This is a genomic window from Terrabacter tumescens (genome assembly GCF_014646815.1).
Lineage (GTDB): Bacteria > Actinomycetota > Actinomycetes > Actinomycetales > Dermatophilaceae > Terrabacter > Terrabacter tumescens.
Map to the genome: position 1 here is coordinate 414,444 of NZ_BMNZ01000005.1, position 24,957 is coordinate 439,400.

At 72.5% G+C, this 24,957-nt stretch carries 20 protein-coding genes; 10 read left to right on the forward strand and 10 right to left on the reverse strand.

Annotated elements, in window-relative coordinates; genetic code table 11:
- Nucleotides 1–71: 71 nt before the first annotated feature.
- Nucleotides 72–1,802: a sensor histidine kinase gene (locus IEY30_RS15090; RefSeq protein WP_030198720.1), complete on the reverse strand. Its 1,731-nt coding sequence runs from the start codon at nt 1,800–1,802 to the stop codon at nt 72–74.
- Nucleotides 1,780–2,517 (reverse strand): response regulator transcription factor, encoded by a 738-nt coding sequence (locus IEY30_RS15095; protein ID WP_030198718.1) that lies wholly within the window; start codon nt 2,515–2,517, stop codon nt 1,780–1,782. The genes IEY30_RS15090 and IEY30_RS15095 overlap by 23 nt, the downstream gene beginning before the upstream one ends.
- A gap of 149 nt (nt 2,518–2,666) precedes the next feature.
- On the opposite strand from IEY30_RS15095, the gene IEY30_RS15100 reads away from it, so the two are divergent.
- The gene (locus tag IEY30_RS15100) at nt 2,667–3,353 is read left to right on the forward strand and encodes a hypothetical protein (RefSeq protein ID WP_030198714.1); all 687 of its coding nucleotides are present in this window, start codon (nt 2,667–2,669) and stop codon (nt 3,351–3,353) included.
- A gap of 128 nt (nt 3,354–3,481) precedes the next feature.
- On the opposite strand, the gene IEY30_RS15105 is transcribed toward IEY30_RS15100, so the two are convergent.
- Nucleotides 3,482–6,775 carry a PAS domain-containing hybrid sensor histidine kinase/response regulator gene (locus IEY30_RS15105; RefSeq protein WP_162181006.1) on the reverse strand — a complete coding sequence of 1,098 codons (3,294 nt, stop codon included), beginning with the start codon at nt 6,773–6,775 and terminating at the stop codon, nt 3,482–3,484.
- A gap of 191 nt (nt 6,776–6,966) precedes the next feature.
- Here IEY30_RS15105 and IEY30_RS15110 point away from each other — a divergent pair, with 191 nt between their 5' ends.
- Together IEY30_RS15110 and IEY30_RS15115 are read left to right on the forward strand one after the other, a co-directional pair.
- Entirely contained in the window at nt 6,967–7,716 is a 750-nt protein-coding gene (locus IEY30_RS15110; RefSeq protein ID WP_030198705.1) for a VIT1/CCC1 transporter family protein, read from the forward strand.
- 247 nt (nt 7,717–7,963) lie between these two features.
- Nucleotides 7,964–10,168, forward strand: a complete 2,205-nt coding sequence (locus tag IEY30_RS15115; protein ID WP_043416842.1) for a DEAD/DEAH box helicase — start codon at nt 7,964–7,966, stop codon at nt 10,166–10,168.
- Here IEY30_RS15115 and IEY30_RS15120 read toward each other — a convergent pair.
- Nucleotides 10,095–10,562 carry a hypothetical protein gene (locus tag IEY30_RS15120; protein WP_030198693.1) on the reverse strand — a complete coding sequence of 156 codons (468 nt, stop codon included), beginning with the start codon at nt 10,560–10,562 and terminating at the stop codon, nt 10,095–10,097. The two genes, IEY30_RS15115 and IEY30_RS15120, sit on opposite strands and share 74 nt — an antisense overlap.
- A 126-nt stretch (nt 10,563–10,688) precedes the next feature.
- On the opposite strand from IEY30_RS15120, the gene IEY30_RS15125 reads away from it, so the two are divergent.
- A complete protein-coding gene (locus IEY30_RS15125) occupies nt 10,689–11,156 on the forward strand; it encodes an Hsp20/alpha crystallin family protein (protein WP_052358566.1) in 468 nt (155 codons plus the stop codon).
- A 26-nt stretch (nt 11,157–11,182) separates the two neighbouring features.
- Nucleotides 11,183–12,223: a zinc-dependent alcohol dehydrogenase family protein gene (locus IEY30_RS15130; RefSeq protein WP_188960155.1), complete on the forward strand. Its 1,041-nt coding sequence runs from the start codon at nt 11,183–11,185 to the stop codon at nt 12,221–12,223.
- A gap of 25 nt (nt 12,224–12,248) precedes the next feature.
- On the opposite strand, the gene IEY30_RS15135 is transcribed toward IEY30_RS15130, so the two are convergent.
- Nucleotides 12,249–12,749 (reverse strand): GNAT family N-acetyltransferase, encoded by a 501-nt coding sequence (locus IEY30_RS15135; RefSeq protein ID WP_229675022.1) that lies wholly within the window; start codon nt 12,747–12,749, stop codon nt 12,249–12,251.
- A 10-nt stretch (nt 12,750–12,759) separates the two neighbouring features.
- Nucleotides 12,760–14,802 carry an NAD(+) synthase gene (locus tag IEY30_RS15140; protein ID WP_030198678.1) on the reverse strand — a complete coding sequence of 681 codons (2,043 nt, stop codon included), beginning with the start codon at nt 14,800–14,802 and terminating at the stop codon, nt 12,760–12,762.
- A gap of 126 nt (nt 14,803–14,928) precedes the next feature.
- Between IEY30_RS15140 and IEY30_RS15145 the strand changes: the two genes are divergently transcribed.
- Nucleotides 14,929–15,357: a pyridoxamine 5'-phosphate oxidase family protein gene (locus IEY30_RS15145; RefSeq protein ID WP_030198674.1), complete on the forward strand. Its 429-nt coding sequence runs from the start codon at nt 14,929–14,931 to the stop codon at nt 15,355–15,357.
- Between the two features lie 24 nt (nt 15,358–15,381).
- Here the strand turns inward: IEY30_RS15145 and IEY30_RS15150 are convergent, their stop codons facing one another.
- Both IEY30_RS15150 and IEY30_RS15155 read right to left on the reverse strand, forming a co-directional pair.
- Nucleotides 15,382–16,575, reverse strand: coding sequence for a glycine C-acetyltransferase (locus IEY30_RS15150; protein WP_030198671.1), 1,194 nt, complete (start codon nt 16,573–16,575; stop codon nt 15,382–15,384).
- Between the two features lie 63 nt (nt 16,576–16,638).
- Nucleotides 16,639–17,565, reverse strand: coding sequence for an alpha/beta fold hydrolase (locus IEY30_RS15155; RefSeq protein WP_052358565.1), 927 nt, complete (start codon nt 17,563–17,565; stop codon nt 16,639–16,641).
- Nucleotides 17,566–17,602: 37 nt separating this feature from the next.
- On the opposite strand from IEY30_RS15155, the gene IEY30_RS15160 reads away from it, so the two are divergent.
- The 3 genes from IEY30_RS15160 to IEY30_RS15170 all read left to right on the forward strand — a co-directional run bounded on the left by IEY30_RS15160 (nt 17,603) and on the right by IEY30_RS15170 (nt 22,231).
- Entirely contained in the window at nt 17,603–18,022 is a 420-nt protein-coding gene (locus tag IEY30_RS15160; protein ID WP_030198663.1) for a TIGR03668 family PPOX class F420-dependent oxidoreductase, read from the forward strand.
- 88 nt (nt 18,023–18,110) lie between these two features.
- Nucleotides 18,111–18,938 carry a caspase family protein gene (locus IEY30_RS15165; protein WP_030198662.1) on the forward strand — a complete coding sequence of 276 codons (828 nt, stop codon included), beginning with the start codon at nt 18,111–18,113 and terminating at the stop codon, nt 18,936–18,938.
- A gap of 320 nt (nt 18,939–19,258) precedes the next feature.
- Nucleotides 19,259–22,231: a CHAT domain-containing protein gene (locus IEY30_RS15170; RefSeq protein ID WP_030198661.1), complete on the forward strand. Its 2,973-nt coding sequence runs from the start codon at nt 19,259–19,261 to the stop codon at nt 22,229–22,231.
- On the opposite strand, the gene IEY30_RS15175 is transcribed toward IEY30_RS15170, so the two are convergent.
- Entirely contained in the window at nt 22,221–22,790 is a 570-nt protein-coding gene (locus IEY30_RS15175) for a dihydrofolate reductase family protein (protein WP_030198660.1), read from the reverse strand. The genes IEY30_RS15170 and IEY30_RS15175 overlap by 11 nt on opposite strands.
- Nucleotides 22,791–22,934: 144 nt before the next feature.
- On the opposite strand from IEY30_RS15175, the gene IEY30_RS15180 reads away from it, so the two are divergent.
- Nucleotides 22,935–23,315: a hypothetical protein gene (locus IEY30_RS15180; protein ID WP_030198658.1), complete on the forward strand. Its 381-nt coding sequence runs from the start codon at nt 22,935–22,937 to the stop codon at nt 23,313–23,315.
- Between the two features lie 46 nt (nt 23,316–23,361).
- Here IEY30_RS15180 and IEY30_RS15185 read toward each other — a convergent pair whose 3' ends face one another.
- The gene (locus IEY30_RS15185; RefSeq protein ID WP_030198654.1) at nt 23,362–24,927 is read right to left on the reverse strand and encodes a cation:proton antiporter; all 1,566 of its coding nucleotides are present in this window, start codon (nt 24,925–24,927) and stop codon (nt 23,362–23,364) included.
- Nucleotides 24,928–24,957: the final 30 nt, after the last annotated feature.

A 24,957-nucleotide genomic window follows, 5' to 3' on the forward strand; every position in this document is an offset into this window, starting at 1 on the left:
GTCTCGAACACCGCGGTAGAGCAGTGAGTTCGAGACCGAACGCCGCGTTCGATGAGTGCGGTGAGGGACGGTCAGGGGGCGGCGGGCAGGAGGAGGCTGAAGGTCGTGTCTCCCGGGCGGCTGTCGAGCTCGACACGTCCGCCGTGGGCCTTGCTCACGGCCGCGACGATCGACAGGCCCAGACCCGTGCTGCCACTCGCCCGCACCCGTGCCCCGTCACCTCGGGCGAACCGCTCGAAGACGTTGGGCTGCAACGACTCCGGCACGCCGGGTCCGTCGTCGTGGACGGCCACACGCACCCACTCGCCCTCGGGTCGCACCGACGTCGTGACACGGGTGCCGTCGGGGGTGTGCGTGCGCGCGTTGGCCAGCAGGTTGGCCACGACCTGGTGCAGCCGGGCCCCGTCGCCGGTCACCTCGACCGGCTCGGGCGGCAGGTCAAGGTCCCACCGGTGGCCGGGTGATGCGGCGTGGGCGTCGCTGACGGCGTTGATGACGAGCATCGACATGTCGACCGACGCCGCCTCCAGCGGGCGTCCGGCGTCGAGGCGCGCGAGAAGGAGCAGGTCCTCGACGAGCGAGCTCATGCGGTTGGCCTCGGACTCGATGCGGCCCATCGCGTGCGTGACTGTCTGCGGGACGACATCGGGCTCGCGCCGTGACAGCTCGGCGTAGCCCTTGATCGAGGCGAGCGGCGTGCGCAGCTCGTGCGAGGCGTCGGCGACGAACTGGCGCACCCGCTGCTCGCTCTGGTGCCGGGCGTTGAGGGCCTCGTCGACGTGGTCGAGCATCTCGTTGAAGGCGGCCCCCACCTGCCCGACCTCGGTGCGTGTGTCGGTGTCCGCCGGGGCGACGCGCTCGCCCAGGGCGACCCGACCCGACGCCAGCGGCGTCTGCGAGACCTTCGTGGCCGTGGCCGCGACCCGGCGGAGCGGCTCGAGGTTGCGCCGCACGAGCCAGGTGCCGAGCAGGGCCACGAGGATGATGCCGGCCGCGACGGTCGCGATCGCGATGACGATCATGCGCCCGACGATGACGTCGGTCGGTCCGGTCGAGATGCCGGCCACGTAGGTGCCGATCACCTGGTCGCCGGTCTGGAGGTTCCGGATCGGCCGGGTGGCCGCGACCGTGCGGTAGCGGCCGATCTCGCCGCCGAGGTCGAGCGTCTTCGGCGTCGACCCGAGCCCGGCCGCCTTGACGAGCGCGATCTGGGAGCTCGTCAGACTGGTGCGCACCCCGGATCGGTAGACGTAGCCGGCGTTTCCGTCCGCCGTGAGGTAGACCTCCATCCGGTCCGCCCCCGGGCCGCCACCCGGGCCTCCGTCGTCGTCACCACCCCGGCTGGGGCGGTTGAGGGAGTCGGACAGCTGCTGGTCGACCTGGCCGATGAGGGCCTGGTTGAGCGCGGTCACCGTGAACACGGCGGTCATCATGCTGAGCACGGTGAACAGGGCGAGCATCGAGGCGACGAGCTTGGCGCGCAGGGACCACGCCGACCACGGCCGCACCCGCTCGCGCGTCGAGTCCCACCGCTCGCGCAGCGTCGGCCCGCCCGTGTCCCTCGGACCGGACTTGGACGTGGCCCCGGCCGACCCGGCAGGTGCGGCGGCAGCGGTGCCCGGCGACACGGCATACGCCATCGTGTCGTCGGTGTCGCGAGCCGTACGGCTGTTCTCGTCGGTGAAGCCGACCCCGTCCGCGAAGAGGTCGGGCGCTGCGGAGCCGTCGGCCTCGGGGAGGTCGGCGGGGTCGGGGAGGTCCGTGACGGCGTGGCCGATGTCAGACGGCCGGCTTGAGGACATACCCAGCTCCTCGCATGGTGTGGATCATCGGCTCCCGTCCCGCGTCGATCTTCTTGCGCAGGTAGGAGATGTAGAGCTCGACGACGTTGGCCTGGCCGCCGAAGTCGTAGTTCCAGACACGGTCGAGGATCTGCGCCTTGGACAGCACCCGCTTGGGGTTGCGCATGAGGTAGCGCAGGAGCTCGAACTCCGTTGCGGTCAGGTGGATCTCCTCGCTGCCGCGCATCACCTCGTGGCTGTCCTCGTCGAGGGTGAGGTCGCCGACGACGAGCATCGAGTCCGAGGACGAGACGGCGATCGTCGTGCGGCGCATGAGCGCACGGACGCGGGCGACGACCTCCTCGAGGGAGAACGGCTTGGTCACGTAGTCGTCGCCGCCGGCGGTGAGCCCCGAGACGCGGTCCTCGACGGCATCCTTGGCGGTGAGGAAGAGGACCGGCACGTTGCTGTTGTCGGCGCGCATGCGGCGCAGCACCTCGAGCCCGTCGAAGTCGGGCAGCATCATGTCGAGCACGACCGCGTCGGGGTCGAACTCGCGCGCGGCGCGCACGGCCTCCATGCCGGTGCCGGCTGCGCGCACCTCCCAGCCCTCGTAGCGCAGCGCCATGCCGAGCAGCTCGGTGAGGTTGGCCTCGTCGTCGACGACGAGCACCCGCACCGGGGAGCCGTCGAGCCGCTGGAGTCGCGCTGCTGCGGGCTTGGTCTTCTCGCTCATGTCATCCAGTGAAACCCGAGGGCCTGTGCGATGACCAGTACCTCCCTGTGTGATTCCTGTGGAGCCTCTGTCCCGGTCGGCGCCAAGTCCCAGCCCTCCGACGGCTCTGCCACAGCGCTCGCACAGGCAGCCGCCGGACCGTGATCCCCATGAGCAACGAGTCCATGCCCCAGGTGCCGGCGGAGCAGCCGAAGCCGGCGCTCCCGCAGTTCGACCCGAGCGGCCCGGAGACCGCGGACGACACGCAGCACCTGCCGACGGCGGCGACGAGCGAGATCCCCGTGACCCCGCCGTCCACGCCGTACGCGTATGCCGTGTCGCCGGGTGCCGCGGCCCCCATCGCCGGGCCGGGTGTGCCGCTCTCGCCCACCGGCCTGCCTGTTCGCGAGAACGGGAACTCGGGCGACGGGTCGCGCTGGAGCGCGAAGAAGACGGCCGTGACCGCCGGGCTCGCCCTCCTGCTGACGTCGGCGGGCGCCGTCGCCGCGGCCGCCGCGATGCCGTCCGGTTCGACCGGGGACGACGGCGGCTTCCGCGGTCCGGGCGGGGGCCGCAACTTCCAGTTCCCGGGTGGTCAGCGTGGCCTGCAGAACCAGCAGGGCCAGCAGGGCCTCCAAGGCCTGCAGAACCAGCAGGGCACGACGCCGCAGCAGCTGCCGAACCTGCAGAACGGCGGGGGCCTGAACGGCATCGACCCCAACCAGCTGAGCCAGCTCGACCCGCAGGACCTGCTCCAGCAGCTGGGCCAGGGCGGACCAGGTTCGGACCCGTTCTCCGACGACCAGGACCAGGACGACTCCGGCTCGAGCACGCCCGACAGCGCCAGGACGACCTGACGCCAGGACCACGGCAGCCAGCCGCACACCCTGCAGCCAGCGGCACGCGGTGCACGGTGTGCCGCTGACCCGGCCGTGTGTCGGCCCGGACCTGCGGAGCAGGCGCGCCCCCGGTCTGGAGGCGACTCTCAGGAGGAGGCGCGCAGCGACCGGGCGTAGTGCTCGAGGGCGGTGACGGCGTGATCCGCCTCCTCGTCGAGGCGCGACAGCAAGGCGTCGTCGGCGAGCTGGCCCGCGGCGCCGAGGTCCTCGATGCTCAAGCACACCTCGGCGAGGGCCGTCGCCCCGAGGTTGGCCGCAGTTCCCTTGAGCGCGTGGGCGATCCGACCCTGGGTGCCGGCATCACCTGAGGCGCGCGCGTCGCGCAGCTCGGTGACCCGCTGGCGGGCGCCCACCCCGAACCGGTCGATGAAGCGCAGCAGCATGGATGGATCGCCGGGGTCGAGGTCGAGCAGCTCCTCGAGCCGTCCGTGGTCGAGGACTCCCGCGCCATCGCCCTTCTCGGGGGCATCGACGGGACCGTCGACGGACGCGGCTTGGTCGGGCGCACCGGGCGCACCGGGCGCACCGGGCGCACCGGGCGCACCCGTCGCATCGGTCGCGGCGCCGACAGCCGTCCGTGATCTCGGCCCGGCCTCGCCACCGGTCCACCGACGCAGTGTCGCCGCGAGCAGCGCGACGTCGATCGGCTTGGTGAGGAAGTCGTCCATACCGGCCTGCAGGCAGCGCTCGCGCTCGCCCGCGATGGCCGACGCCGTCATGGCGATGACCGGCACGCGCCGACCCGTCTGCTCGCGCTCGCGGATGGCGCGGGTCGCCGCGTAGCCGTCCATCTGCGGCATCTGGCAGTCCATGAGGACGGCGACGAAGTCGTCGCCGTGCGCACGGTGCGCCTCGACGCCCTCCACCCCGTTGCCAGCGAGCACGACGGCGTAGCCGAGGCTCTCGAGCACGCCTTGCGCGACGAGCTGGTTGACCTCGTTGTCCTCGACGACGAGGACCGTGCCGAGGTGCCCGTCGGACCCCGGCGAGGCGACCACCGGCCGCACCGTCTCGGCCGCGAGGTGCCGACCGGCGACGTCTGCCATGGCGTCGAAGAGCGAGGACGGCATGACGGGCGCCGTCAGGACCGCGTCGACCCCGGCCTCTCCCGAGCTCGCCGCGTCGGGTGGGGGCACGTGCGCGCAGACGAGCACGACGCGTACGCCCGCGAAGCGCTCGTCCGAGCGGATCATCCGCGCGACCTGGAGCCCGGCGGCGCCCGACGCCGGGTCGTCGAGCACGACGACGTCGACAGGACTGCCGCTGCGGTCGGCCCGGTCGAGCTGGACGAGGCCGTCGACCCCGGAGGCCGCCGACGTCACCGTCATCGCCCACGTGGTCAGCTGCTCCTCGACGCGTGCGCGGTGCAGCACGTCGGCCCCGACGACGAGGACCCGCAGCCCCGACACGGCGGCGGTCTGCGAGGCGGAGCGTCCGGCGGTGCGCGTCGAGGCCGTCCCGAAGCCGGCGGTGAACCAGAAGGTGCTGCCACGGCCCGGCTCGCTCTCGACCCCGATCTCGCCGCCGAAGGCCGTGACGATCTGGCGGCTGATCGCGAGGCCGAGGCCGGTGCCGCCGTACTCGCGCGTCGTCGATGAGTCGCCCTGCGAGAACGACTCGAACAGCCGCGAGCGCACCTGCGGAGCGATCCCGGCGCCGGTGTCGGTGACCTCGACGCGCAGCACCGGGCCCGTGGCCGTCATCCGCTCGAGGCCCAGGTGGATGGTGACGCTGCCCGCGTCGGTGAACTTCACGGCGTTGGTCGTGAGGTTGGCGACGACCTGCCCGAAGCGCACCGGGTCGCCCGACACCATGTAGGGCACGTCGGGACCGTGGGCGACCGAGAGGTCGAGGGACTTGGCGCGGGCCCGCTCGGCGAGCAGCGCGACGCTGCGCTCGAGCACCGCCGCGGGGTCGAAGTCGACGGCCTCCAGCTCGAGCCGACCGGCCTCGATCTTGGACAGGTCGAGGATGTCGTTGACGAGCCCGAGCAGCACCCGCCCGGCCTGGTCGATGCCGTCGGACAGGCGGCGCTGGTAGGTCGTCAGCTCGGTGCGTCCGAGCAGCTCGGCCAGCCCGATGACGCCGTTGAGCGGCGTGCGGATCTCGTGGCTCATCGTCGCGAGGAACTCCGACTTGGCACGCGAGGCCTCCTCGGCGGCGTCGCGGGCCTGCTCGAGCCGCTCGGCCGTCCACTCCCGGTCGACGACGCGCGCGAAGAGGGACGTGATCTGCGAGATCGTCGCGGCGTCGGTCTCGACCGGCGGGGCGGCGGTGCGCATGTCGAGCACGACGACGCAGGCCACGCGGCCCTCGTTGACGACGGGCACGGCGACGATCGTCGAACCCTCGTGCGACGGCCCGGCGACGACCGACGCGCTCGACACCGCCCGGGTCGCGAACTCCAGGCCCGCAGCGACGGACAGGCTGCTCACCTCGACGTCCTCACCCGGCCGGATCGGGTCGGCGAGTCGGCCCTCGACGTCGACGACCGAACCGAGCACCGGCCGCCACGTCGTGTGCCGGGCCACCTCCCGGAGGATCGCGGGGATGGCTTCGTCGAGCGTCGCGGACTCGTTGGCCGCGGTGGCCATGGCCGTCACGAGGCCGAGCGCCTGCTCGGCGTCCTTCTTCTCCGTGATGTCCTGCGTCGTGCCACCCATCCGGATCGCGCGACCATCGGGGTCCCGCGTGACGCGTCCACGACCACGGATCCACGCGATCTCGCCGTTGCTCTGCACGACCCGGGCGTCGAACTCGAAGGAGTCCTGGGACTCCAGCGCGGCGCCGACGACTCGTGCGACGAGGGCCCGGTCGTCGGGGTGGATGCGCGCGAGGAAGCCCTCGTAGGTCGGCGTGAGGTCGGTGCGGTCGAGGCCGTAGATGCGGTAGAGCTCGTCGGACCACGACACCCGGTCGGCGCCGACGTCCCACTCCCAGCTGCCGACCTTGGCGATCGACTGGGCCTCGGCCAGCTGGTCGAGCAGCCTGCGCTGGTCGCTGTGCTCGCTGACCCGGTGCATCCAGCCGCGTCGCGTGCCCGTCTCGTCGAGCAGCGGGGTGTGCGACACGAGCGCCCAGAAGCGGTTGCCGTGGGCGTCGAGCAGGCTGCACTCGATGTTGTCGCCCGCCACGCCCTGCTTCGCGAGCTCCTCGAGGTGGTGGCGGAACTGCTCCTTGCCGATGTCGTCGACCGCGTCGAAGACCGAGAAGCCGACCATGTCGTCGGGGTCGCGGCCGAGCAGCTCGGCCATCCGCCCGTTGGCGAAGAGCGTGTGGCCCGCCTCGTCGAAGACCCAGAGCCCGTCGGGGGAGGCCGCGACCATCCAGCGGTAGAGGTCGTCCCCCACCGTGCCGTCCTCGCCCCGAACGCCCGACATGTCCTGATCCTCGCGCATGTCGGGGCGCCGCGCGAATGTCGCCGTCATCGGCCCGGCCGGGTCGTCAGGTGAGCCTCACCTACCGTGACACCCCAGGGGCCGGGTGCGACGATCAGGGTCGAGCCAGCCTCACGCCAACGTCCCGCTGCCCGTCAGCGACCCCCAGTGAAACAGCGATCGGAGCATCACCCATGTCCGAGGTCCGCGCGTCCGAAGAGCCGACGCCCACCGACTCGAACCACGACCGCGCCGAGCCCCACGACGCGAACGTGGGCAGCCGGCTCAACTGGCTGCGGGCCGGTGTCCTCGGCGCCAACGACGGCATCGTCTCGACGGCCGGTGTCGTCGTGGGTGTGGCCGGTGCCACCGCGGACAAGGGCGCCATCGTGCTCGCCGGGATCGCGGCGCTGTCCGCCGGCGCCATGTCGATGGCCGCGGGCGAGTACGTCTCGGTCAGCACCCAGCGCGACTCCGAGCGCGCCCTCATCGAGCTCGAGACGCGCGAGCTGCGCGAGGACCCCGAGGGCGAGCTCGAGGAGCTGACCCAGATCTACGAGGCGAAGGGGATGCGCCGCGAGCTCGCCGAGGAGGTCGCCGGCGAGCTCACCGCGCACGACGCGCTCGCCGCGCACGCCGAGGCCGAGCTCGGCATCGACCCGAACGACCTGACGAACCCGTGGCACGCGGCCGGCGCCTCGATGCTGGCCTTCGTCGTCGGGGCCATCCTCCCGATGCTGACCATCACCTTCAGCCCGGCGACCTACCGCATCCACGTCACGGTCCTCAGCGTCGCCGCCGCCCTCGCCCTGACGGGCTGGGCCAGCGCGCGCCTCGGGCGCAGCCCCGCGACGCGAGCCGTGCTGCGCAACGTCGGTGGCGGTCTGCTCGCCATGGGCGTGACGTATGCCATCGGCGCGCTCGTCGGGGTCAACCTGGGCTGAGCGCGCCCTCCGTCCACGGCGCGCGCGGCACGGCCACACGGCATACGGCCCGATCCGTGCTGACGGGGCTGTAGAGTCGAGGTGTCCCAGCGCCCGTCCGTGGCGCGTCCGCCGGTCCGGCGCTCGGGGCATCGGGCGCGCGATGGCGCGTCCACCGGGACTCGAGCCGAGTCCGCCGCCGACACCCGCGTCAGGGTGTCGCCCGGGGGCCAGCCCGCTCGACGTCCTCCGCGTCATCAGGAGGAACATGGCAACGCGCGTCCGCCGCCGACCGACCGACGGCCAGGGCCCCAAGCAGGGGTCGAAGCAGGGCTCCAAGCAGGGCCAGAGTGCCGGCCCGCGCAAGACCACGCAGCGCCGGGACGAGCCGGCCCCGCTCATCCCCGTGCTCGCGCGCCGGGTCCGCGAGGTCGAGGCCCGGGTCTCGAGCAAGGGCAAGGCCAGCCCGACGAACCGGACGAAGTTCCTCGTCGTGGCGCTGCTCATGCGCTCGGAGCGCTCCCGCGTGCGTGAGGACACCTCGATCCCGTCGGCCACGCGCGCCGACCTGCTCAAGCGCCTCGACGGCATCGCGACGATCCTCGCCCAGGTCGCCGCCCGGGACACGAGCCTGCTGACGCTCCTCGACGCCAACGCCAAGCCGGGTCCCGCCGCGCAGCAGATGCGCCGCGACTGGCTCCTCGAGTCGGGCGCCGAGCTCGCCGAGGAGGACCTCGTCATCCAGGCCCCCGAGCCCCCGCGGCCGGTCGTCCCGCCGCAGATCGCCGCCCGCCAGGTCACGCCGCAGTCGGTCCCGTCCCGCGCGCTCGCCAACCCGTTCCTGACGCCCGACCTCACCCGCGGGCACAAAGACTACCTCCCCGGCCGCCTCGCCGGGTGGGACCTGCTCAGCCCGCTCTACCGCGCCTTCGAGCAGGGCGCCGGCGGCGAGGCCGCGTCGATGGAGCTGCCGCCGACGCCGCAGATCGACCGCTTCTCCCCGCCCGGCTCGCAGCTCATGGTCCACCAGTCCCGCTTCCTGCAGAGCGTCCAGGAGGGCCACCGCACCTTCCTGCTCGCCGACGAGCCCGGCCTCGGCAAGACGGCCCAGTCGGTCATGGCCGCCTCCATCGCAGGCGCCTACCCGATGCTCGCCGTCGTGCCCAACGTCGTGAAGATCAACTGGGCCCGCGAGGTCGAGCGCTGGACGCCGCAGCGCCGCGTCACGGTCATCCACGGCGACGGCAACGACGTCGACGCGTTCGCCGACGTCTTCGTCGTCAACTACGAGATCCTCGACCGGCACTTCGGGTGGCTCTCGAGCTTCGGCTTCCGCTCGATGGTCGTCGACGAGGCGCACTTCATCAAGAACCTCAGCTCGCAGCGCTCGCAGCAGGTGCTCGCGCTCGGCGACCGCCTGCGCGAGACGACGCCCGGCGGCGACCCGTTGCTCATCGCCCTCACCGGCACGCCGCTCATCAACGACGTCAAGGACTTCGACGCGATCTGGCGCTTCCTCGGCTGGATCAAGGACGGCAAGCCGACCGCCCCGATCCTGCGCCGCCTCGACGAGACCGGACACACACCGGCCGACCGCGCCTTCTACCCCGAGGCCCGCCGCGCCGTCATCGACATGGGCATCGTGCGCCGCCGCAAGGTCGACGTCGCGAAGGACCTGCCCGACAAGCGGATCGCCGACATCACCGTCGAGCTCGACGACGACCTCGGCCGCTCGATCCGCGAGGCCGAGCGCGCCCTCGGACGCCGTCTGGCCGAGCGCTACCGCGCCCTGCTGGCCCAGGGCGAGGGACGCGAGGAGGACGACGAGCCCGACACGGACCTCATGCGTCGCGTCGCCGCCGCCGAGCTGCGCTCGACCTCGGCCGAGAAGGGCACCGACAACGTCTTCTCCCTCGTGCGCCGCATCGGCCAGGCCAAGTCGACGCTCGCTGCCGACTACGCCGTGCAGCTGTCGCACTCGGTCGGCAAGGTCGTCTTCTTCGCCAAGCACATCGACGTCATGGACGCGGCCGAGCGGGTGCTGGCCTCGGCCGGACTGCGCACCGTGTCGGTGCGCGGCGACCAGACCTCCAAGCAGCGGCAGGAGGCCATCGACGCGTTCCAGAAGGATCCGGAGGTGGCCGTCGCCGTCTGCTCGCTGACGGCTGCCGGAGTCGGCCTCAACCTGCACGCCGCCTCCAACGTCGTGCTCGCCGAGCTGTCGTGGACCGCGGCCGAGCAGCAGCAGGCCATCGACCGCGTGCACCGCATCGGCCAGGACGAGCCGGTCACCGCCTGGCGCATCCTCGCCTCGGGCACCATCGACTCCAAGATCGCCGAGCTCATCGACGCCAAGCAGGGGCTCGCCGCTCGCGCCCTCGACGGCAGCGACGAGGACATCACCGCGGGCGACACCCTCCAGCTCGAGGCGCTCGTGCAGCTGCTGCGCCAGGCCCTGGAGTCGCCCCGCTGACGCCCGGCACCCCCCGGCGTGACCGGCGTGACCGGCGCGCCCGGCACGCCCGGCACGCCTGACCGGCCAGCTGCTGCCCCGGGCGACGCAGTGCCGCGGCGGTGATGTCGCTCTGCTCGCGCAGCTGCGCGTACGTCAGCTCCGCCGTCGGCGCCGTGCGGGCCAGGAAGCGGACCGCGACGGCGTGGGCGAGCTCGCCTCGCGCATGCCGGTCGACGGCCTCGTGGGCCATGTTGAGGTGGCCCTCGGCGTCGCCCTGCAGCCAGTCGCGCGCACCGTCCCAGCTGAAGGTCCGCCGCCGCTCCACGTAGTCGCCGACGAGCGGCGGCAGGGAGGGCACGTGCTCGATCGGCTCCCGCTGCGCGGTGCGCCCCTGCACTGCCATGTCGCCCATGAGACCACGGTCCCGCCGGGTCCCGAGGGCAGGTAGGGACCAACGGCCCTGTTTCTCGGGACTCTCGCCGACGTGCACTGGTGATGGCGCCGCGGATGCCGTGCGGCGCGACGACGAGGAGGAGACATGAGCACGAACACCGGGTCGAAGGCCCCTGAGCGCCGGGCCGTCCAGCCGCGGCCGGAGCCGTTCTCGTGGGGCGAGCTGGGACCGTGGGCCGGTCGGATGCAGGACCTCATGGAGCAGATGTGGTCGCCCGGCCTGGGCGTCGGCGACTTCGCACCCGGAGGCGAGCTGCGCGAGACCGACGACGCCTTCACGCTCGAGCTCGACCTGCCGGGCGTGGACAAGAAGGACATCACCATCGACTTCTCCGGTCGCCGGCTCAGCGTGCGCGGCACGAAGTCGACGGAGAAGGAGGGTCGGGGCACCCTGCGCCACACGACGCGCACGTCCGGCAGCTTCATCTACGAGGCGGTGCTGCCGGTCGCGGTCGACGAGTCGGCCGTGGCGGCCTCGCTCGCCGACGGCGTGCTGATGGTGACGATGCCCAAGGCCACCGAGGCCAAGACGACGCACGTCGAGATCAGCTGATCGCCATGGCCTCCAACGGATCCGTCATGCAGGCGCTCGTCTACCACGGCCCGGGCCAGAAGGCCTGGGAGCAGGTGGCCAAGCCGATGATCGAGGACGACACGGACGCGATCGTCAAGGTCGACACCGTCACCATCTGCGGCACCGACCTGCACATCCTCAAGGGTGACGTCGCCGCCGTGACCGACGGTCGCATCCTCGGGCACGAGGCGGTTGGGACCGTCGAGCAGGTCGGCGCCGGCGTCAAGAACGTCAGGGTCGGTGACCGCGTGCTCGTCTCCTGCATCACCGCGTGCGGTGCGTGCCGCTACTGTCGCGAGGGCAGCTACGGCCAGTGCATCGGTGGTGGCGGCTGGATCCTCGGCCACAAGATCGACGGCACACAGGCGGAGTACGTCCGAGTCCCCTTCGCGGACACGTCGACGTATGCCGTCCCCGAAGGAGTGACTGACGAGGAAGTACTCATGCTCGCCGACATCGGGCCCACGGGCTACGAGGTCGGTGTGCTGAACGGCCGGGTCCGTCCCGGTGACGTCGTAGCGGTGGTGGGCGCCGGCCCGGTCGGCCTCTCCGCCATCATGGGTGCCAAGCTCTTCAGTCCGGCGCACGTCGTGGCCATCGACCTGGCCGATGCCCGACTCGAGGCGGCCAAGCAGTTCGGGGCCGACATCACGGTGAATCCCTCGCGCGAGGACGCCGTCGCGATCCTCCGGGACCTGACGCAGGGTCTCGGGGCCGACGTCGCCATCGAGGCGGTCGGAGTGGCACCGACGTTCGAGCAGTGCACCGCCCTCGTCCGTCCGGGTGGCACTGTCGCCAACGTGGGGGTCCACGGCGGCCCGGCCACCCTGCACCTGGAGGAGCTCTGGATCAAGAACGTCACGATCACCACGGGACTCGTCGACACGTACTCGACCCCGACCCTGCTGCGGCTGCTGGCCGCCCACCACATCGACCTGGCGCGGTTCGTCACGCACCGCTTCCCGATGGCCGAGTTCATGGACGCCTACGACACGTTCGCCCGGGCGGCGGACACCGGCGCCCTCAAGGTCGTGCTGACGAGCTGAGCCCAGCTCGTCAGCCGGTCGACCCTCAGAGGTCGACGTGCATGATGCGCAGGCCCACGCGCTCCCCGCTCGGGAGCTCGTGGGCCCGCGGCACGGTGCCGACGACGGTGAAGCCGAGGCTCTCGTAGAGCTTGACGGCACCGGTGTTGGTGGCGACCACCGCGTTGAACTGCATTGCGGCATAACCGGACTCGCTCGCCCAGTCGAGGGAGTCGACGACGAGCGCACGCCCGGCGCCGCGTCCGCGCGCCTCCGCCGACACCATGTAGCTTGCCGTCGCGACGTGCGAGCCGGGCCCGGGGCGGTTGCGCCCCATCTTCGCCGTGCCGAGCACGCGGTCACCGTCGACCGCGACGGTGACACGGCCACCGGGGCCGTTCTCGAGCCAGATGGACCGGGCCTCCTGCTCGGTGAGGTCGAGGGGGAACGGGAAGGTGTCGCCGGCCCGGACGACCTCCTCGATGACCGGCCACACGGCGGGCCAGTCGGCGTCGTCGTAGTCGCGGACGATGATCTTCGATGCCACTCGGATCGCCTTACTTCTCAGGGACGTTCGCGTCGAGCTCGTTGAGCCACGCGACGGAGGTCGCGTCCGACGGCATGCGCCAGTCGCTCCGTGGGGACAGCGACCCGCCGGCGACGACCTTGGGACCGTTGGGCAGCGCGGAGCGCTTGAACTGGTTGGCGAAGTAGCGCTTGACGAACACCTCGAGCCAGTGCCGGATCGTCGCGAGGTCGTATGCCGTCCGCTCGGCCTCCGGGTAGCCCGCGGGCCACTCCCCCGCCTCGCTGTCACGCCACGCGTTCCACGCGAGGTAGGCGATCTTCGAGGGGCGGTAGCCGCGCCGGAGCACGTGGAAGAGCGTGAAGTCCTGGAGGGAGTAGGGGCCGATGACGGCCTGCGTGCTCTGGGGCTTCTCGCCGTCCTTGGACGGGACGAGCTCGGGGCTGATCTCCGTGTCGAGGATCGAGGTCAGGGTCTCACCGACGTGGTCCTCGAACTGGCCGGACGAGACCACCCAGCGGATGAGGTGCTGCATCAGAGTCTTGGGCACGCCGGAGTTCACGCCGTAGTGGCTCATCTGGTCGCCGACGCCGTAGGTGCACCAGCCGAGGGCCAGCTCCGAGAGGTCGCCCGTGCCGAGCACGATGCCGCCGCGCTGGTTGGCGATGCGGAAGAGGTAGTCGGTGCGCAGCCCGGCCTGGACGTTCTCGAAGGTGACGTCGTAGACCTCCTCGCCCCGGCCGAACGGGTGACCCATCCCCTGGAGCATCTGGGTCGCCGCAGGGCGGATGTCGAGCTCCTCCCACGTGACGTCGAGGCTCTCCATGAGGGCGATGGCGTTGGCCTTCGTGTGGCCGCTCGTGGCGAAGCCGGGCATCGTGAACGCGAGGATGTCGCTGCGCGGCCGGTCGAGCCGGTCCATGGCCTTGGCCGCGACGATGAGCGCGTGGGTGCTGTCGAGGCCGCCGCTGACGCCGATGACGACCTTGGGCTGGCCGATGGCACGCAGCCGCTGCTCGAGGCCGGAGACCTGGATGTTGTAGGCCTCGTAGCAGTCGAGCGCGAGGCGGTCCGCGTCGTCGGGGACGAAGGGGAAGCGGTCGACCTTGCGGAGCAGTCCGAGGTCGCCCGTCGGCGGGTCCAGCTCGAGCTCGACGGTGCGGAAGCCGTCGGTCCGGGCGGCGAGCGTGCGGCGGTTGTCGTCGAACGTGCCCTGGCGCTGCCGCTCCTGGCGCAGCAGGTCGAGGTCGATGTCCGCCACCGAGGCGCGAGCCCCCTCGGGGAAGCGCTCGCTCTGCGCGAGGAGGGCGCCGTTCTCGTAGACCATCGTCATGCCGTCCCAGGAGAGGTCGGTCGAGCTCTCGCCCTCGCCGGCTGCGGCATACAGGTAGGCCGCGAGGCAGCGGGCGGAGGCGCTGCGGGCGAGCAGGTGGCGGTCCTCGGCACGCGAGACCGTGATCGGCGAGCCGGAGAGGTTGGTCAGCACCGTGGCGCCGGCGAGCGCGGCCTCGTGGCTCGGCGGGACCGGCACCCACATGTCCTCGCACACCTCGACGTGCAGCACGAAGCCGGGCACGTCGGTCGCGCGGAAGAGCAGGTCGGGACCGAACGGGACCCGGTCGCCCGCGACGTCGATCGTCTGGCCGCGCTGGTCGTCGCCCGGCGCGAAGTGCCGCCGCTCGTAGAACTCGCGGTAGGTCGGCAGGTAGGACTTCGGGGCCACGCCGATGATGCGACCGCGATGGATCACGACGCCGCAGTTGTAGACGCGCGAACCCTTCTCGAGCGGCGCGCCGACGACGACCACGGGGCGCACGTCGGCGGTGGCCTCGGCGATGCGGGCCAGGGCGTCGTCGACGGCGTCGAGCAGCGTGTCCTGGAGGAACAGGTCGTCGATGGCGTAGCCCGACAGGCACAGCTCGGGGAAGATCGCGAGCCCCACGCCGTCGTCGTCGAGGTCGCGGAGCTGGGCGATGACGGCGTCGGCGTTGCGCTCGGGATCGACGGCGACGATCGGCAGCGTGCACGCTGCGACCCGCGCGAACCCCTGGGCCCACGAGCTGTAGAAGTCCATGGGCACAGTCAATCGCACGCCTCGTGTGACAGGGGACTCGTCACACGGCCGGGTGCGTCGGACGCAGTTGTTACTACCATGGGTAGTAGCCAGGCAGTCGCCATTCGGCATACCAAGGAGGTCGCCATGACTGACCACGACCCGGTCCACGTCCTTCACCCGGAGGAGTCCTGGGGCTTCCTGCGGTCGCACGAGTTCGGCCGGCTCGCCTTCCACCTCGTGGGCGAGGTGCACATCACCCCGATCAACTACGCGGTCGACGGGGACCGCCTCGTCTTCATGACCGCCGAGGGCAGCAAGCTCTTCGGCGTCACGGCCAACACCGACGTCGCCTTCGAGGTCGACGAGATCGTCGGCGAGCGCGCGACGAGCGTCATCTGCCGCGGGCGTGCCCGGACGCTCGAGGGGCAGGCCGCATACGTCGTCGAGCGCCTGCCGGTCCGCCCGTGGGTCGACACCCCGAAGTCCGTCGTCATCGCCATCGAGGTCGACGAGATCTCGGGACGCCGCTTCGACCTGACACGGCCCTGGCTGCGGGACCTGCCCACCGGCTGAGCCGGCTGAGCCGGACCGAGCCGGTCAGCCGACGGCGTCCCGGGCCGCGACGAACGCGTCGACGCACGCGCGCACGTCGGCCTCGGAGTGCGCGGCCGAGAGCTGCACGCGGATGCGAGCCTTGCCGCGCGGCACGACCGGGAAGCTGAAGGCGATGACGTAGACGCCGTTGCCGAGCATGTGGTCGGCGATCTGGGCGGCCTGCCGGGCGCCGTCCTCGCCGGGGAACATGACCGGCCGGATCGGGTGCGTGCCCGGCAGCAGCTCGAAGCCGGCCTCGGTCATGAGCGAGTGGAAGAGCGCCGTGTTGGCCTTGAGCGTCTCGCGCTTCTCGGCCGAGTTCTCGACGAGCTGGAGGGCGGCCATCGAGCCGGCCACGACCGACGGCGCCACGGAGTTGCTGAAGAGGTAGGGCCGCGAGCGCTGGCGCAGCAGGTCGACGATCTCCTGGTGCGAGCTGACGTAGCCGCCGGAGGCGCCGCCGAGCGCCTTGCCGAGCGTGCCGGTGAGGATGTCGACGCGGTCCATGACGCCGAAGAGCTCGGGCGTGCCACGCCCGCCGTCGCCGACGAAGCCGACGGCGTGCGAGTCGTCGACGAAGACGAGGGCACCGAACTGGTCGGCCAGGTCGCAGATCTCGTCGAGCGGGGCATACGACCCGTCCATCGAGAAGACGCCGTCGGTGACGACGACCTTGCGCTTGGCGCCCGCAGCGACAGCGGCCTCGAGCTGGGCGCGAAGGTCGGTCATGTCGGCGTTCCTGTAGCGGTAGCGCATCGCCTTGGACAGCCGCACGCCGTCGATGATCGAGGCGTGGTTGAGCTCGTCGCTGATGATCGCGTCCTCGGCGCCGAACAGCACTTCGAAGACACCGCCGTTGGCGTCGAAGCACGAGGAGTAGAGGATCGTCGCCTCGGTGCCGAGGAACTCGCTGACCTGGCGCTCGAGCGAGGTGTGCAGCGTCTGGGTGCCGCAGATGAAGCGGACCGACGCCATGCCGAAGCCCCACTCGTCGAGCGCCTTCTTCGACGCCTCGACGACGGTCGGGTCGTTGGCCAGGCCGAGGTAGTTGTTGGCACAGAAGTTGAGCGCCTCGGCCTTGAGGGTCGTGACGTGCGCCGACTGCGGCGAGGTCAGCTCCCGCTCGTTCTTGTAGAGGCCGGCGTCCTTGATCTCCTGCAGGGTCGCGGCGATCTCGTCCTTGACTGAGCCGTACATCGGTGTCCTTCGCGGGTCGGCGTGGAGGTGGCGCCACCCAGCGTATGCCGTGTGGCGTGGTCCTCAGCGGCCTGCCATCGCGAGCAGGTCGTCGAGGATGTCGCCCATCCGCATGAGCAGCGACACGTGTCCCTCACCCTCGACGAGGTGCGGTCGGGTGCCCGCGACGTGGGCCGCGAGCCACTGCGCGTGGGCGAAGGGGACCATGAGGTCCTCGGTGCCCTGCCAGACCGCCGTCGGCACCCGGACCGCGGCGAGGTCGAAGCCCCACGGGCGGGTGTGGGTGAGGTCATCGTCGCGCCAGCCGACGATGCCCTGGGCGCCGGCGTGGCGCGAGGCCGCGGCGAGGTACTCGCCGAGCTCACCCGTCATGGCGGCCCGGTCGACCGGCGGGAGCAGCCCACTGAGCTCGTCGACGATCTCGTCGGCGGTGGCCCGCAGGACCGGCAGGCCGTGCTCCTCGAGGAAGGCCGTCAGGGCGTCGGGGCCGGCGGCCACCGCGGCGTACTCCGCGACGTTCTCGGGTCCCATGCCCGCCGTGAGGTCGAGCCCCTCGGCGTCCGGCGGGGCGATGCCGACGCCGGACGTCGCGGCCAGACAGCGGCCCGGGAGCATGGCCGCGCACGCGAGCGCCCGCGGGCCACCCCCTGACCAGCCGAGGGTGACGAACGTGTCGTGGCCGAGGGCGTCGAGCACGACGGCCGTGTCGGCCGCGTCGTCCGCGACGGTCGCCGTCGTGGCCGCGTCGGCGCGCGGGGTCGAGCGTCCGTAGCCCGGCCGCGAGCTGGTGATCGTCCGCAGACGACGCTCGGTGGCCGGCCGCTCGAGGATGCCGAAGGGCACCGCAGCCTGCGGGGTGCCGTGGTGGAAGACGAGCGCCAGCCCGTCCTCCGGGCCGGTCACGAGGACCTCGAGGTCGCGGCCGTCGGGGGTGCGGACGAGGTGCCTCTCGTGCGTCTCGGGGGGCTCGTGCGTCTCGGGGATCGACATGTCCTCATGCAACCACGCCGGGCCTAGGCTCGGGCAGGTGGACGAGGACGCGCGGGCGCGGTTCGCGGCGGCACGGGTGGCGCGGCTCGCGACGGTGCGCCCCGGCGGGCGGCCCCACCTCGTGCCGATCGTCTTCGTCGTCAGCGGCGACGTCGTGTGGAGCGCCGTCGACGACAAGCCCAAGTCCACGCGCGCGCTGCAGCGGCTCGCCAACATCGAGGCCAACCCCTCCGTCGCCCTGCTCGTCGACCACTACGACGACGACTGGACGCAGCTGTGGTGGGTGCGCGCGGAGGGCCGGGCCGAGGTCGTCGAGCTGGGGGCCGCCGGGACGGCGGCGGCCCTGGACTCGCTCGCGCAGAAGTACCCGCAGTACGCCGCGCACCGGCCCGCCGGTCCCTTCGTGCGCGTCAACGTCACGCGGTGGTCGGGATGGAGCCACGGCCACTCCTCCTGAACCGGATGTATCAGCGGGCGGGGAGGAGAACACTGGTTCGCAGGGGCCGTCGCGCCTGCCGCACGGCCGCGGGTCGAAGGAGCTCACCATGTCCAAGCGCGCCCTGCTCATCGGCGTCAACGAGTACGCGATCCCGGGGGCGAACCTCCGCGGCTGCGTCAACGACGTGAACGACGTCGCCGCCGCCCTGACCGAGCTCTACGGCTTCGCCGAGTCCGACATCACCACGCTGCTCGACGGCGCGGCGACCAAGGCCGCGATGACCGGGGCGATCAGCGACCTCGTCGACTCGGCCGGACCGGGTGACGTGCTCTACCTGCACTACTCGGGACACGGGTCCAACGTGCCCGACACCAACGGTGACGAGACGACCGACGGCCGCGACGAGATCCTCTGCCCCCACGACCTCGACTGGAACGACCCGCTCACCGACGACTGGCTCCGGACGACGATCGACCGCCTCGACCCCGGGGCCTCGCTCACCGTCGTCATGGACTGCTGCCACTCGGGCAGCAACACCCGCGCGCCGGTCCGCCCGGACGCACCACCGCCCGAGATCCTCCCGCGCTTCCTGCCGAACCCCGACGACGAGGAGCGCGGCGGCGAGCACACGGGCACCCCTCGCCGCAGCCGGAGGCGTCGCCGCCAGGAGGACGTCCACGTCGTCGACATGCCCGAGACCCTCGTGAGCGGCTGCCGCGACGACCAGACCTCGGCGGACGCCTACATAGGCAGCACGTACAACGGCGCCCTCACCTACTACCTCGTGCGCGCCATGCGGGAGGACCCGCAGGCGACCTACCGGCGCCTGCACGCCCGCACCCTCGCGGGCCTCACCGGCAGCTACGACCAGGTGCCGCAGCTCGAGGGCCGCGCCCCGCGCCTCGACCAGACCTTCCTTTCCGCGGGGGACTGAGCCGTGTCGACCCTCGTGGGCGGCCCGTCCCCGACGCAGCCCGAGCCGTATGCCGTCACGCCACCCGAGGGAGCACCCGTCCTCCCCGAGCAGCTCCATCCCGAGCCCACCGAGCAGGCCGAGCTGTCGGAGCCGACCGGGGCGACGGAGCCTGATGGGCTCGCCAAGCTGCCCGGGGAGCGTGGGCCGAGGCCGGTGCCACCCGCGCTTCCGGCCCCAGCGGCTCCACCGCCGCCCGCGCCCCCGGCCGCAGCGGCTCCGCCCCCGCCACCTGCTGCTCCCCGGTCGTCCCGCCTGCCGCCCCCGCTCCTGCTCCGTCGGTGGCACCACCGGCCCGGACCGCGCCGGCGACCGAGGAGGTCGACCCCGACGCCGACCCGTCGCGACCCCTGACCCGCGTGCGGATCTCGCACGGCGACCTGCGCTTCGCCCGCCACCACGTCCTCGTCGGCCACTACCCGGGCAGCACCCTCGTCGGCGGCGAGGGGGCCCTCGACGAGCTGCTCGACGGCCGGCTGTCCCGCGCCGCGACGCTTGGGATCTACCCCGGGCCGATCGAGACCTGCCAGGTCTTCACCGACCCCGAGCAGTGGACCCGGCCGCCCGGCGCCGTGGTCGCGGGCCTCGGCCCGATCGGAGGCCTCAGCGCGGCGACGCTCGCACGCGCCGTCGCACATGCGTCGCTGACCGCGGCGCTCGGCCACCTCACCGGCGGGGCGTCCGCCACCCACACCGAGGTGCTCCAGCTGCGCCTCTCCAGCCTGCTCATCGGCACCGGTCAGGGCGGCCTGCCCGTGCGCGACAGCGTGCAGGCCCTGCTCACCGGCGTGCAGCGTGCCAACGACCGGCTGGCCGACACTCAGCTGGGTGTGCACATCGCCGAGCTCGAGGTCATCGAGCTGTGGCAGGACCGCGCGCTCCAGGCAGTCGAGGCGCTGGGGTCGTCCCTGACGAGCAGTGAGCTCGCCGACTCCTTCACGGCCGACCTTCGGCTCGAGGAGCGCCCCGGACGGCAGCGCCGGCTGCTCTTCTCCGAGCCATCCGGCTGGTGGCAGCAGGTGCGGGTGCGCAGCGAGGCCGACGGGAGCCTCACCTTCGAGGCCTCCACTCGCCGGGCGGGCACCCCGACGCGCACCGTCCCGACGCAGCGGGCCCTCGTCGACCGGCTCGTCGAGTCGCTCGTCGACTCGCCGTCGCCCGACCCGTCGGCGGCGCGGACCCTCTTCGAGCTGCTCTTCCCCAACGACCTCAAGGCGCAGGCCCCCGACACCGACAACCTCGTGCTCCTCGTCGACCGCGGCTCCGCGCACTACCCGTGGGAGCTGCTCGACGACCAGGGCACGCAGGAGGACCGCGAGCCGCTCGGCGTGCGCCGTGGCCTCGTGCGACAGCTCGAGGGCTCGTCGATGCGCAGCCACGTGCTCTCCGCCACGAGCAGCCGCGCCCTCGTCGTCGGCGACACGGCGAGCGGCCTCAGTGCCCTGCCGGCCGCCCAGAAGGAGGCGCGCAACGTCGCAGAAGCGTTGCGGGCCAGCGGGTTCGACGCCGAGCCGCTCATCGCCGAGAGCGGCACCAAGGTCGTCCAGGCGCTCTTCGCGTCGTCCTACCGCGTCGTCCACCTCGCCGGCCACGGTGTCTACGAGTGGCCGCTCGGCGACGGCACCGACGCCACGGTCACGGGCATGGTCCTGGGCAACGGGATGTACCTCACCGCGGGCGAGGTGGGCCAGATGAGGCAGGTCCCCGAGCTCGTCGTCGTCAACTGCTGCCACCTCGGGTCGATGGGCCCGGCCGCCCCGATCGGGGCCGTCGGCACCGGCGGCCCCGGCGGTCCCGCCGGCCCGGGAGGCGTGCCGGGCCCGGGTGGCACGAGCGGCCCGGCGCCGCGCACGGGCAACTACCACCGGCTCGCAGCGAGCTTCGCGACCGAGCTCATCGACATCGGTGTCCGCGCCGTCGTGGCCTGCGGCTGGGCCGTCGACGACGGTGCGGCGTCGACCTTCGCGACGACGCTCTACGACCGGATGCTCTCGGGACTGACCTTCGGCGAGGCCCTCGGCGCGGCCCGGTGGCAGACGTGGAACGACTACCCGGCCGTCAACACGTGGGGCGCCTACCAGTGCTACGGCGACCCGGACTACCGGCTGGCGCCCGACGCCGTCGTGCACCGGGCCACCACCGTCCGGCGGGCGCCCGCGAGCGCCGAGCAGGCGCGGGTCGAGATCGAGAACCTCAGCCAGTCGGTCGACGTCAGCCGCAACACCCGCTACGGCCTCGACCGCCTGCGCGAGCTCTACGAGGCGCTGACGCCCGAGGACCGCGAGGACGACGCGCTGCAGGTGCTCATCGCCCGGACCTACAACAAGTTCGGCGACTTCGCCCACGCCACGCAGTACTTCGAGCAGACCCTCGAGCGCGGTGGGACCGCCCTGACGGTCCGCGACTTCGAGGTCTGGATCGACCAGGTGGTGCGGGCTGCGGCCACGAGCGAGGACGCCGTCGACGACGCGGTCGCCACGATCGAGTCGGCCATCGAGCGCCTGCGCGCCCTGCTCGACAACCCGGCATCCCTCGTCCTCGGTGCCCACGCGCCGGAGCGGACGGCCTTCCTGCCGGGCGACACCCACCCGTCGCCCGGCGGGGTCGGCATCGACCGGCTGTGGCGGGTGGCCAGCGCCTACAAGCGGCTCGCGCTCGTCACCTGCCCCGAGCGCCCGGGCGGCCCGCACACCGGCGACTGGACGCAGACCCACCAGGCCCTCGTCGCGATGTCGGAGTGGTACGCCGCGGCGCGCACCGCCTCGGGGGCCACCGACCGGCGTCGCCACGGCGCGCTCGCCAACTGGCTGGCCGCCGAGCTGGCGCTGCGCTGGCGCCCGGTCGAGGGCCGGACGGCGCTCGACCGGTCCGAGGCCCGCGACCTCATCGACGACGCCCTCGAGGCGGCGCGCGAGGAGGCCTACCTCGCCCCGACCTTCTGGACCGTCGCGGTCTACGCCGACCTGCTCGTGCTCGCAGCCCTGTGGAGCCCGCGCGCCACGGCGGACGAGGCGCAGCAGGCCCTCGACCTCTACCGCCGCGCGAGCGAGCTGGGCAGCGAGGAGCAGCTGCGCCAGGTCCGCGACCAGGTCGACTTCCTGCTCGTCATGGCCGGCACCGAGGCGCACCGGCGCGTCGCCTTCCTGAACACGCTCCACGACGGACTCGTCGCCCTCGACACCCCCACCGACGGCACGACGGAGCCTGCGGACGGGGAGGGCGCGGAGGTCGCCGGGGGCACGGTCACCGCCTGACGGCATACCTCACGTACGTCGTGCCGCCCGCGAAGCGGCGCTCGTCGAGCAGCTCGAGGTCGAGGCGTATGCCGTCCGGCAGGGCCCGCGTGCCCCCGCCGACGACGACGGGCACCGTCAGCAGCTGCAGCTCGTCGACGATGCCGGCGCGCAGGGCCTCGGCCGCCAGCGTCGGGCCGCCGATGCTGACGTCGCGGTCGGCCGCGGCGACGAACCGGGCGACGGCCGTCGGGTCGAGGTCGCGCTCGAGCGTCGTCCGCTCGCTCGCGACCGCGTCGAGCGTGCGGGAGTAGACGACCTTGTCGGCGGCCTGCCAGATCCGGGCGTAGTCGTGCCCGATGTCGTCGTCGGGGTCGCCGGTGTCGTCGGTCGGGGCGGTCTCCCAGTAGACCATCGTCTCGTAGAGGCGCCGACCGCAGAGGTAGGTGCCGACGTCGCGCTCGAGGTCGTTGACGAAGGCGTGCACCTCGGCATCGGGTGCGGCCCAGGCGAATCCGCCCGACGCGTCGTTGACGTAGCCGTCGAGGGAGGCGATCGTCGTCATGCGCAGCCGGGCCATGTGTCGACTCTGTCACTCCCGCACGCTCAGGGGCACCCTTTCGAGTGGGGCCCGGGCGGCGCTGCCCTCTAGAGTTGTCGGCGCTCGCGTCCCGACCACCTCCGGGCGCGACCCCTCCATCCCCCACCCTCAGGGAACGCTCTCGTGCTTCGACGTCTGCTCCTCGCCTGCACCACGGCGACCGTCGCCCTCCCCCTCGCCGCCTGCGGCGCCAGCTCCCCGGCCTCCTCCCCCGAGGCCGGCGCGCACCCCACCTGGGCCGTCGTGGCCGAGCTCGTCTGCCCGTCGAGCGGAGACTCCGAGGGCTCGCTGGCCGACCACAAGATCACCTGCGCGAGCGCCGACGGCAAGCCGCTCGAGGCCGCCTTCTACGACGAGGCCGTCCAGCTCGACCGCCGGGTCAGCACGTTCGAGTGCAAGACCGGCACCAAGTCGGTGGCCGGCAAGGACTGGATGGTCCCGGCCGTCACCGACGAGAAGGTCGTCGCCAAGCTGCTCGACGCCGGCGGCATCAACCTCTGCTGAGCGCCCGGCTGGTCGACGGTGCCCGCGGGACGCCGGAGCGAGGCACTCAGTCGAAGTCGCGCAGGGCCCGGTTCTCGATGTCGCGCAGCACCTCGTCGGCGCTCACCGCGGCGACCTCGCCACGCCTCCGGGCGGTCAGCACGAGCTGGCGCTCGACGTCGCTGGCCCGACGCAGGACGGCCTCGAGCTCGCGGCCCGGCTGGCCGGGCTCGTCCGACGCCCCCGTGCGGGTGCGCACGATGGTCTCCTGGGCCGCGATGTAGCCCTGGTACTGGGCGATGGCCGCGCGGCGCACGGCCCCGTCGAGCTCGGGCCCCTCGCTCCTGATCTGCTCCAGCGCCGCCCGGCTGGCCCGCAGCCTCAGGCCGGAGATCTCAGCCCTCTCGTCGACGTCGCTGCCGACGTGGAGGTATCTCGTGAGGGGGGTCAGCGTCAGTCCCTGGACCACGAGCGTCAGCAGGACGGCGATGAGCGCGACCGTCACGACCTCGTCGCGGTAGGGCAACGCATCGCCGCTGGCGACGACCGTCGGCAGGGCCACCGCCGTCGCGACGGTGACGACGCCACGCATCCCGGCCCACGCGACGACGGTGGACTCGCGCCATCCCGTCGGGACGGGCACGTCGCGGCGCCGCGCTCGCAGGCGGCTCAGCCACGCTGCGGGATAGACCCAGGCGGCCCGGAAGACGACGAGGGTGCCGACGACGAGCAGCGCCAGCCTGATGGTGCCGGCATCCGTCGCGGTCGACCTGATCACCGCGACGAGCTCGAACCCGAGCAGGGTGAACACCAGGCTCGTGATGAGGAAGTCGGAGTAGGACCAGACCGCACGGCCGAGCAGCCAGCCGCCCGACGTCGTGGCGTCGTGGGCGTACGTGCGCAGGTACAGACCGAGCACGAGGACCGCGAGGACACCTGAGCCGTTGACCTGCTCTGCGCCGACATAGGCCACGAACGGCACGAGCACGGTGACCGTCGTCTCGGCATGGCCGTCGTGGATGCGGGACAGCACGAAGCGGGAGATGAAGCCGAGCAGGAGGCCGACGCCGAGCCCCAACCCCACCGCCTCCACGAGCTCGAGCGCGATGTCGCCGCCCGTGATGTCTCCCGTGACGGCCGCCACGATCGCGACCTTGTAGGCCACGAGCGCGGTCGCGTCGTTGAACATCCCCTCGCCCTCCAGCACCGTCACCAGACGGTGGGGCAGGCGCAGGCGCCGGGCCACGGCGGTCGCGGCCACGGGGTCCGGCGGCGAGACGATCGCACCGAGGATCCAGGCCATCGACCACGACAGCCCCGCGGCGTGGGCGACGATCGCGACGACCGCGACCGTGGCCAGCGTGAGGCCGACGGCGAGGACGAAGACGGCACCGGCGTGCTCTCGGAACTCGTTGACCGTGGTGCGCTGGGTGGCGGCGAACAGCAGGGGAGGCAGGACGACCGGCAGGATGAGGGCCGGGTCGAGGTCGAGCGGGTTGGCGGGGGTCGCCAGGGCGATCGCAAGACCGAAGATCGTCAGCAGCACCGGCTGGGGCACGCGGATGCGGTCGGCCACCGGAGTCAGCACGATCACGCCCAGCACCATCACGAGAGCCAGCACGAGTCCGTTCATCTTCGAGACCCTAGGCCAGCCGGTCGTGGC

Bases quoted from the DNA above. Each gene is read 5' to 3' on its own strand.
- IEY30_RS15095 (WP_030198718.1), bottom strand. From the start codon at position 2,517: ATGAGCGAGAAGACCAAGCCCGCAGCAGCGCGACTCCAGCGGCTCGAC.
- IEY30_RS15140 (WP_030198678.1), bottom strand. From the start codon at position 14,802: ATGGACTTCTACAGCTCGTGGGCCCAGGGGTTCGCGCGGGTCGCAGCG.
- IEY30_RS15150 (WP_030198671.1), bottom strand. From the start codon at position 16,575: ATGTACGGCTCAGTCAAGGACGAGATCGCCGCGACCCTGCAGGAGATC.
- IEY30_RS15100 (WP_030198714.1), top strand. From the start codon at position 2,667: ATGAGCAACGAGTCCATGCCCCAGGTGCCGGCGGAGCAGCCGAAGCCG.
- IEY30_RS15120 (WP_030198693.1), bottom strand. From the start codon at position 10,562: ATGGGCGACATGGCAGTGCAGGGGCGCACCGCGCAGCGGGAGCCGATC.
- IEY30_RS15155 (WP_052358565.1), bottom strand. From the start codon at position 17,565: ATGTCGATCCCCGAGACGCACGAGCCCCCCGAGACGCACGAGAGGCAC.
- IEY30_RS15110 (WP_030198705.1), top strand. From the start codon at position 6,967: ATGTCCGAGGTCCGCGCGTCCGAAGAGCCGACGCCCACCGACTCGAAC.
- IEY30_RS15105 (WP_162181006.1), bottom strand. From the start codon at position 6,775: ATGTCGGGCGTTCGGGGCGAGGACGGCACGGTGGGGGACGACCTCTAC.
- IEY30_RS15185 (WP_030198654.1), bottom strand. From the start codon at position 24,927: ATGAACGGACTCGTGCTGGCTCTCGTGATGGTGCTGGGCGTGATCGTG.
- IEY30_RS15115 (WP_043416842.1), top strand. From the start codon at position 7,964: ATGGCAACGCGCGTCCGCCGCCGACCGACCGACGGCCAGGGCCCCAAG.
- IEY30_RS15165 (WP_030198662.1), top strand. From the start codon at position 18,111: ATGTCCAAGCGCGCCCTGCTCATCGGCGTCAACGAGTACGCGATCCCG.
- IEY30_RS15175 (WP_030198660.1), bottom strand. From the start codon at position 22,790: ATGGCCCGGCTGCGCATGACGACGATCGCCTCCCTCGACGGCTACGTC.
- IEY30_RS15130 (WP_188960155.1), top strand. From the start codon at position 11,183: ATGCAGGCGCTCGTCTACCACGGCCCGGGCCAGAAGGCCTGGGAGCAG.
- IEY30_RS15090 (WP_030198720.1), bottom strand. From the start codon at position 1,802: ATGTCCTCAAGCCGGCCGTCTGACATCGGCCACGCCGTCACGGACCTC.
- IEY30_RS15145 (WP_030198674.1), top strand. From the start codon at position 14,929: ATGACTGACCACGACCCGGTCCACGTCCTTCACCCGGAGGAGTCCTGG.
- IEY30_RS15125 (WP_052358566.1), top strand. From the start codon at position 10,689: ATGAGCACGAACACCGGGTCGAAGGCCCCTGAGCGCCGGGCCGTCCAG.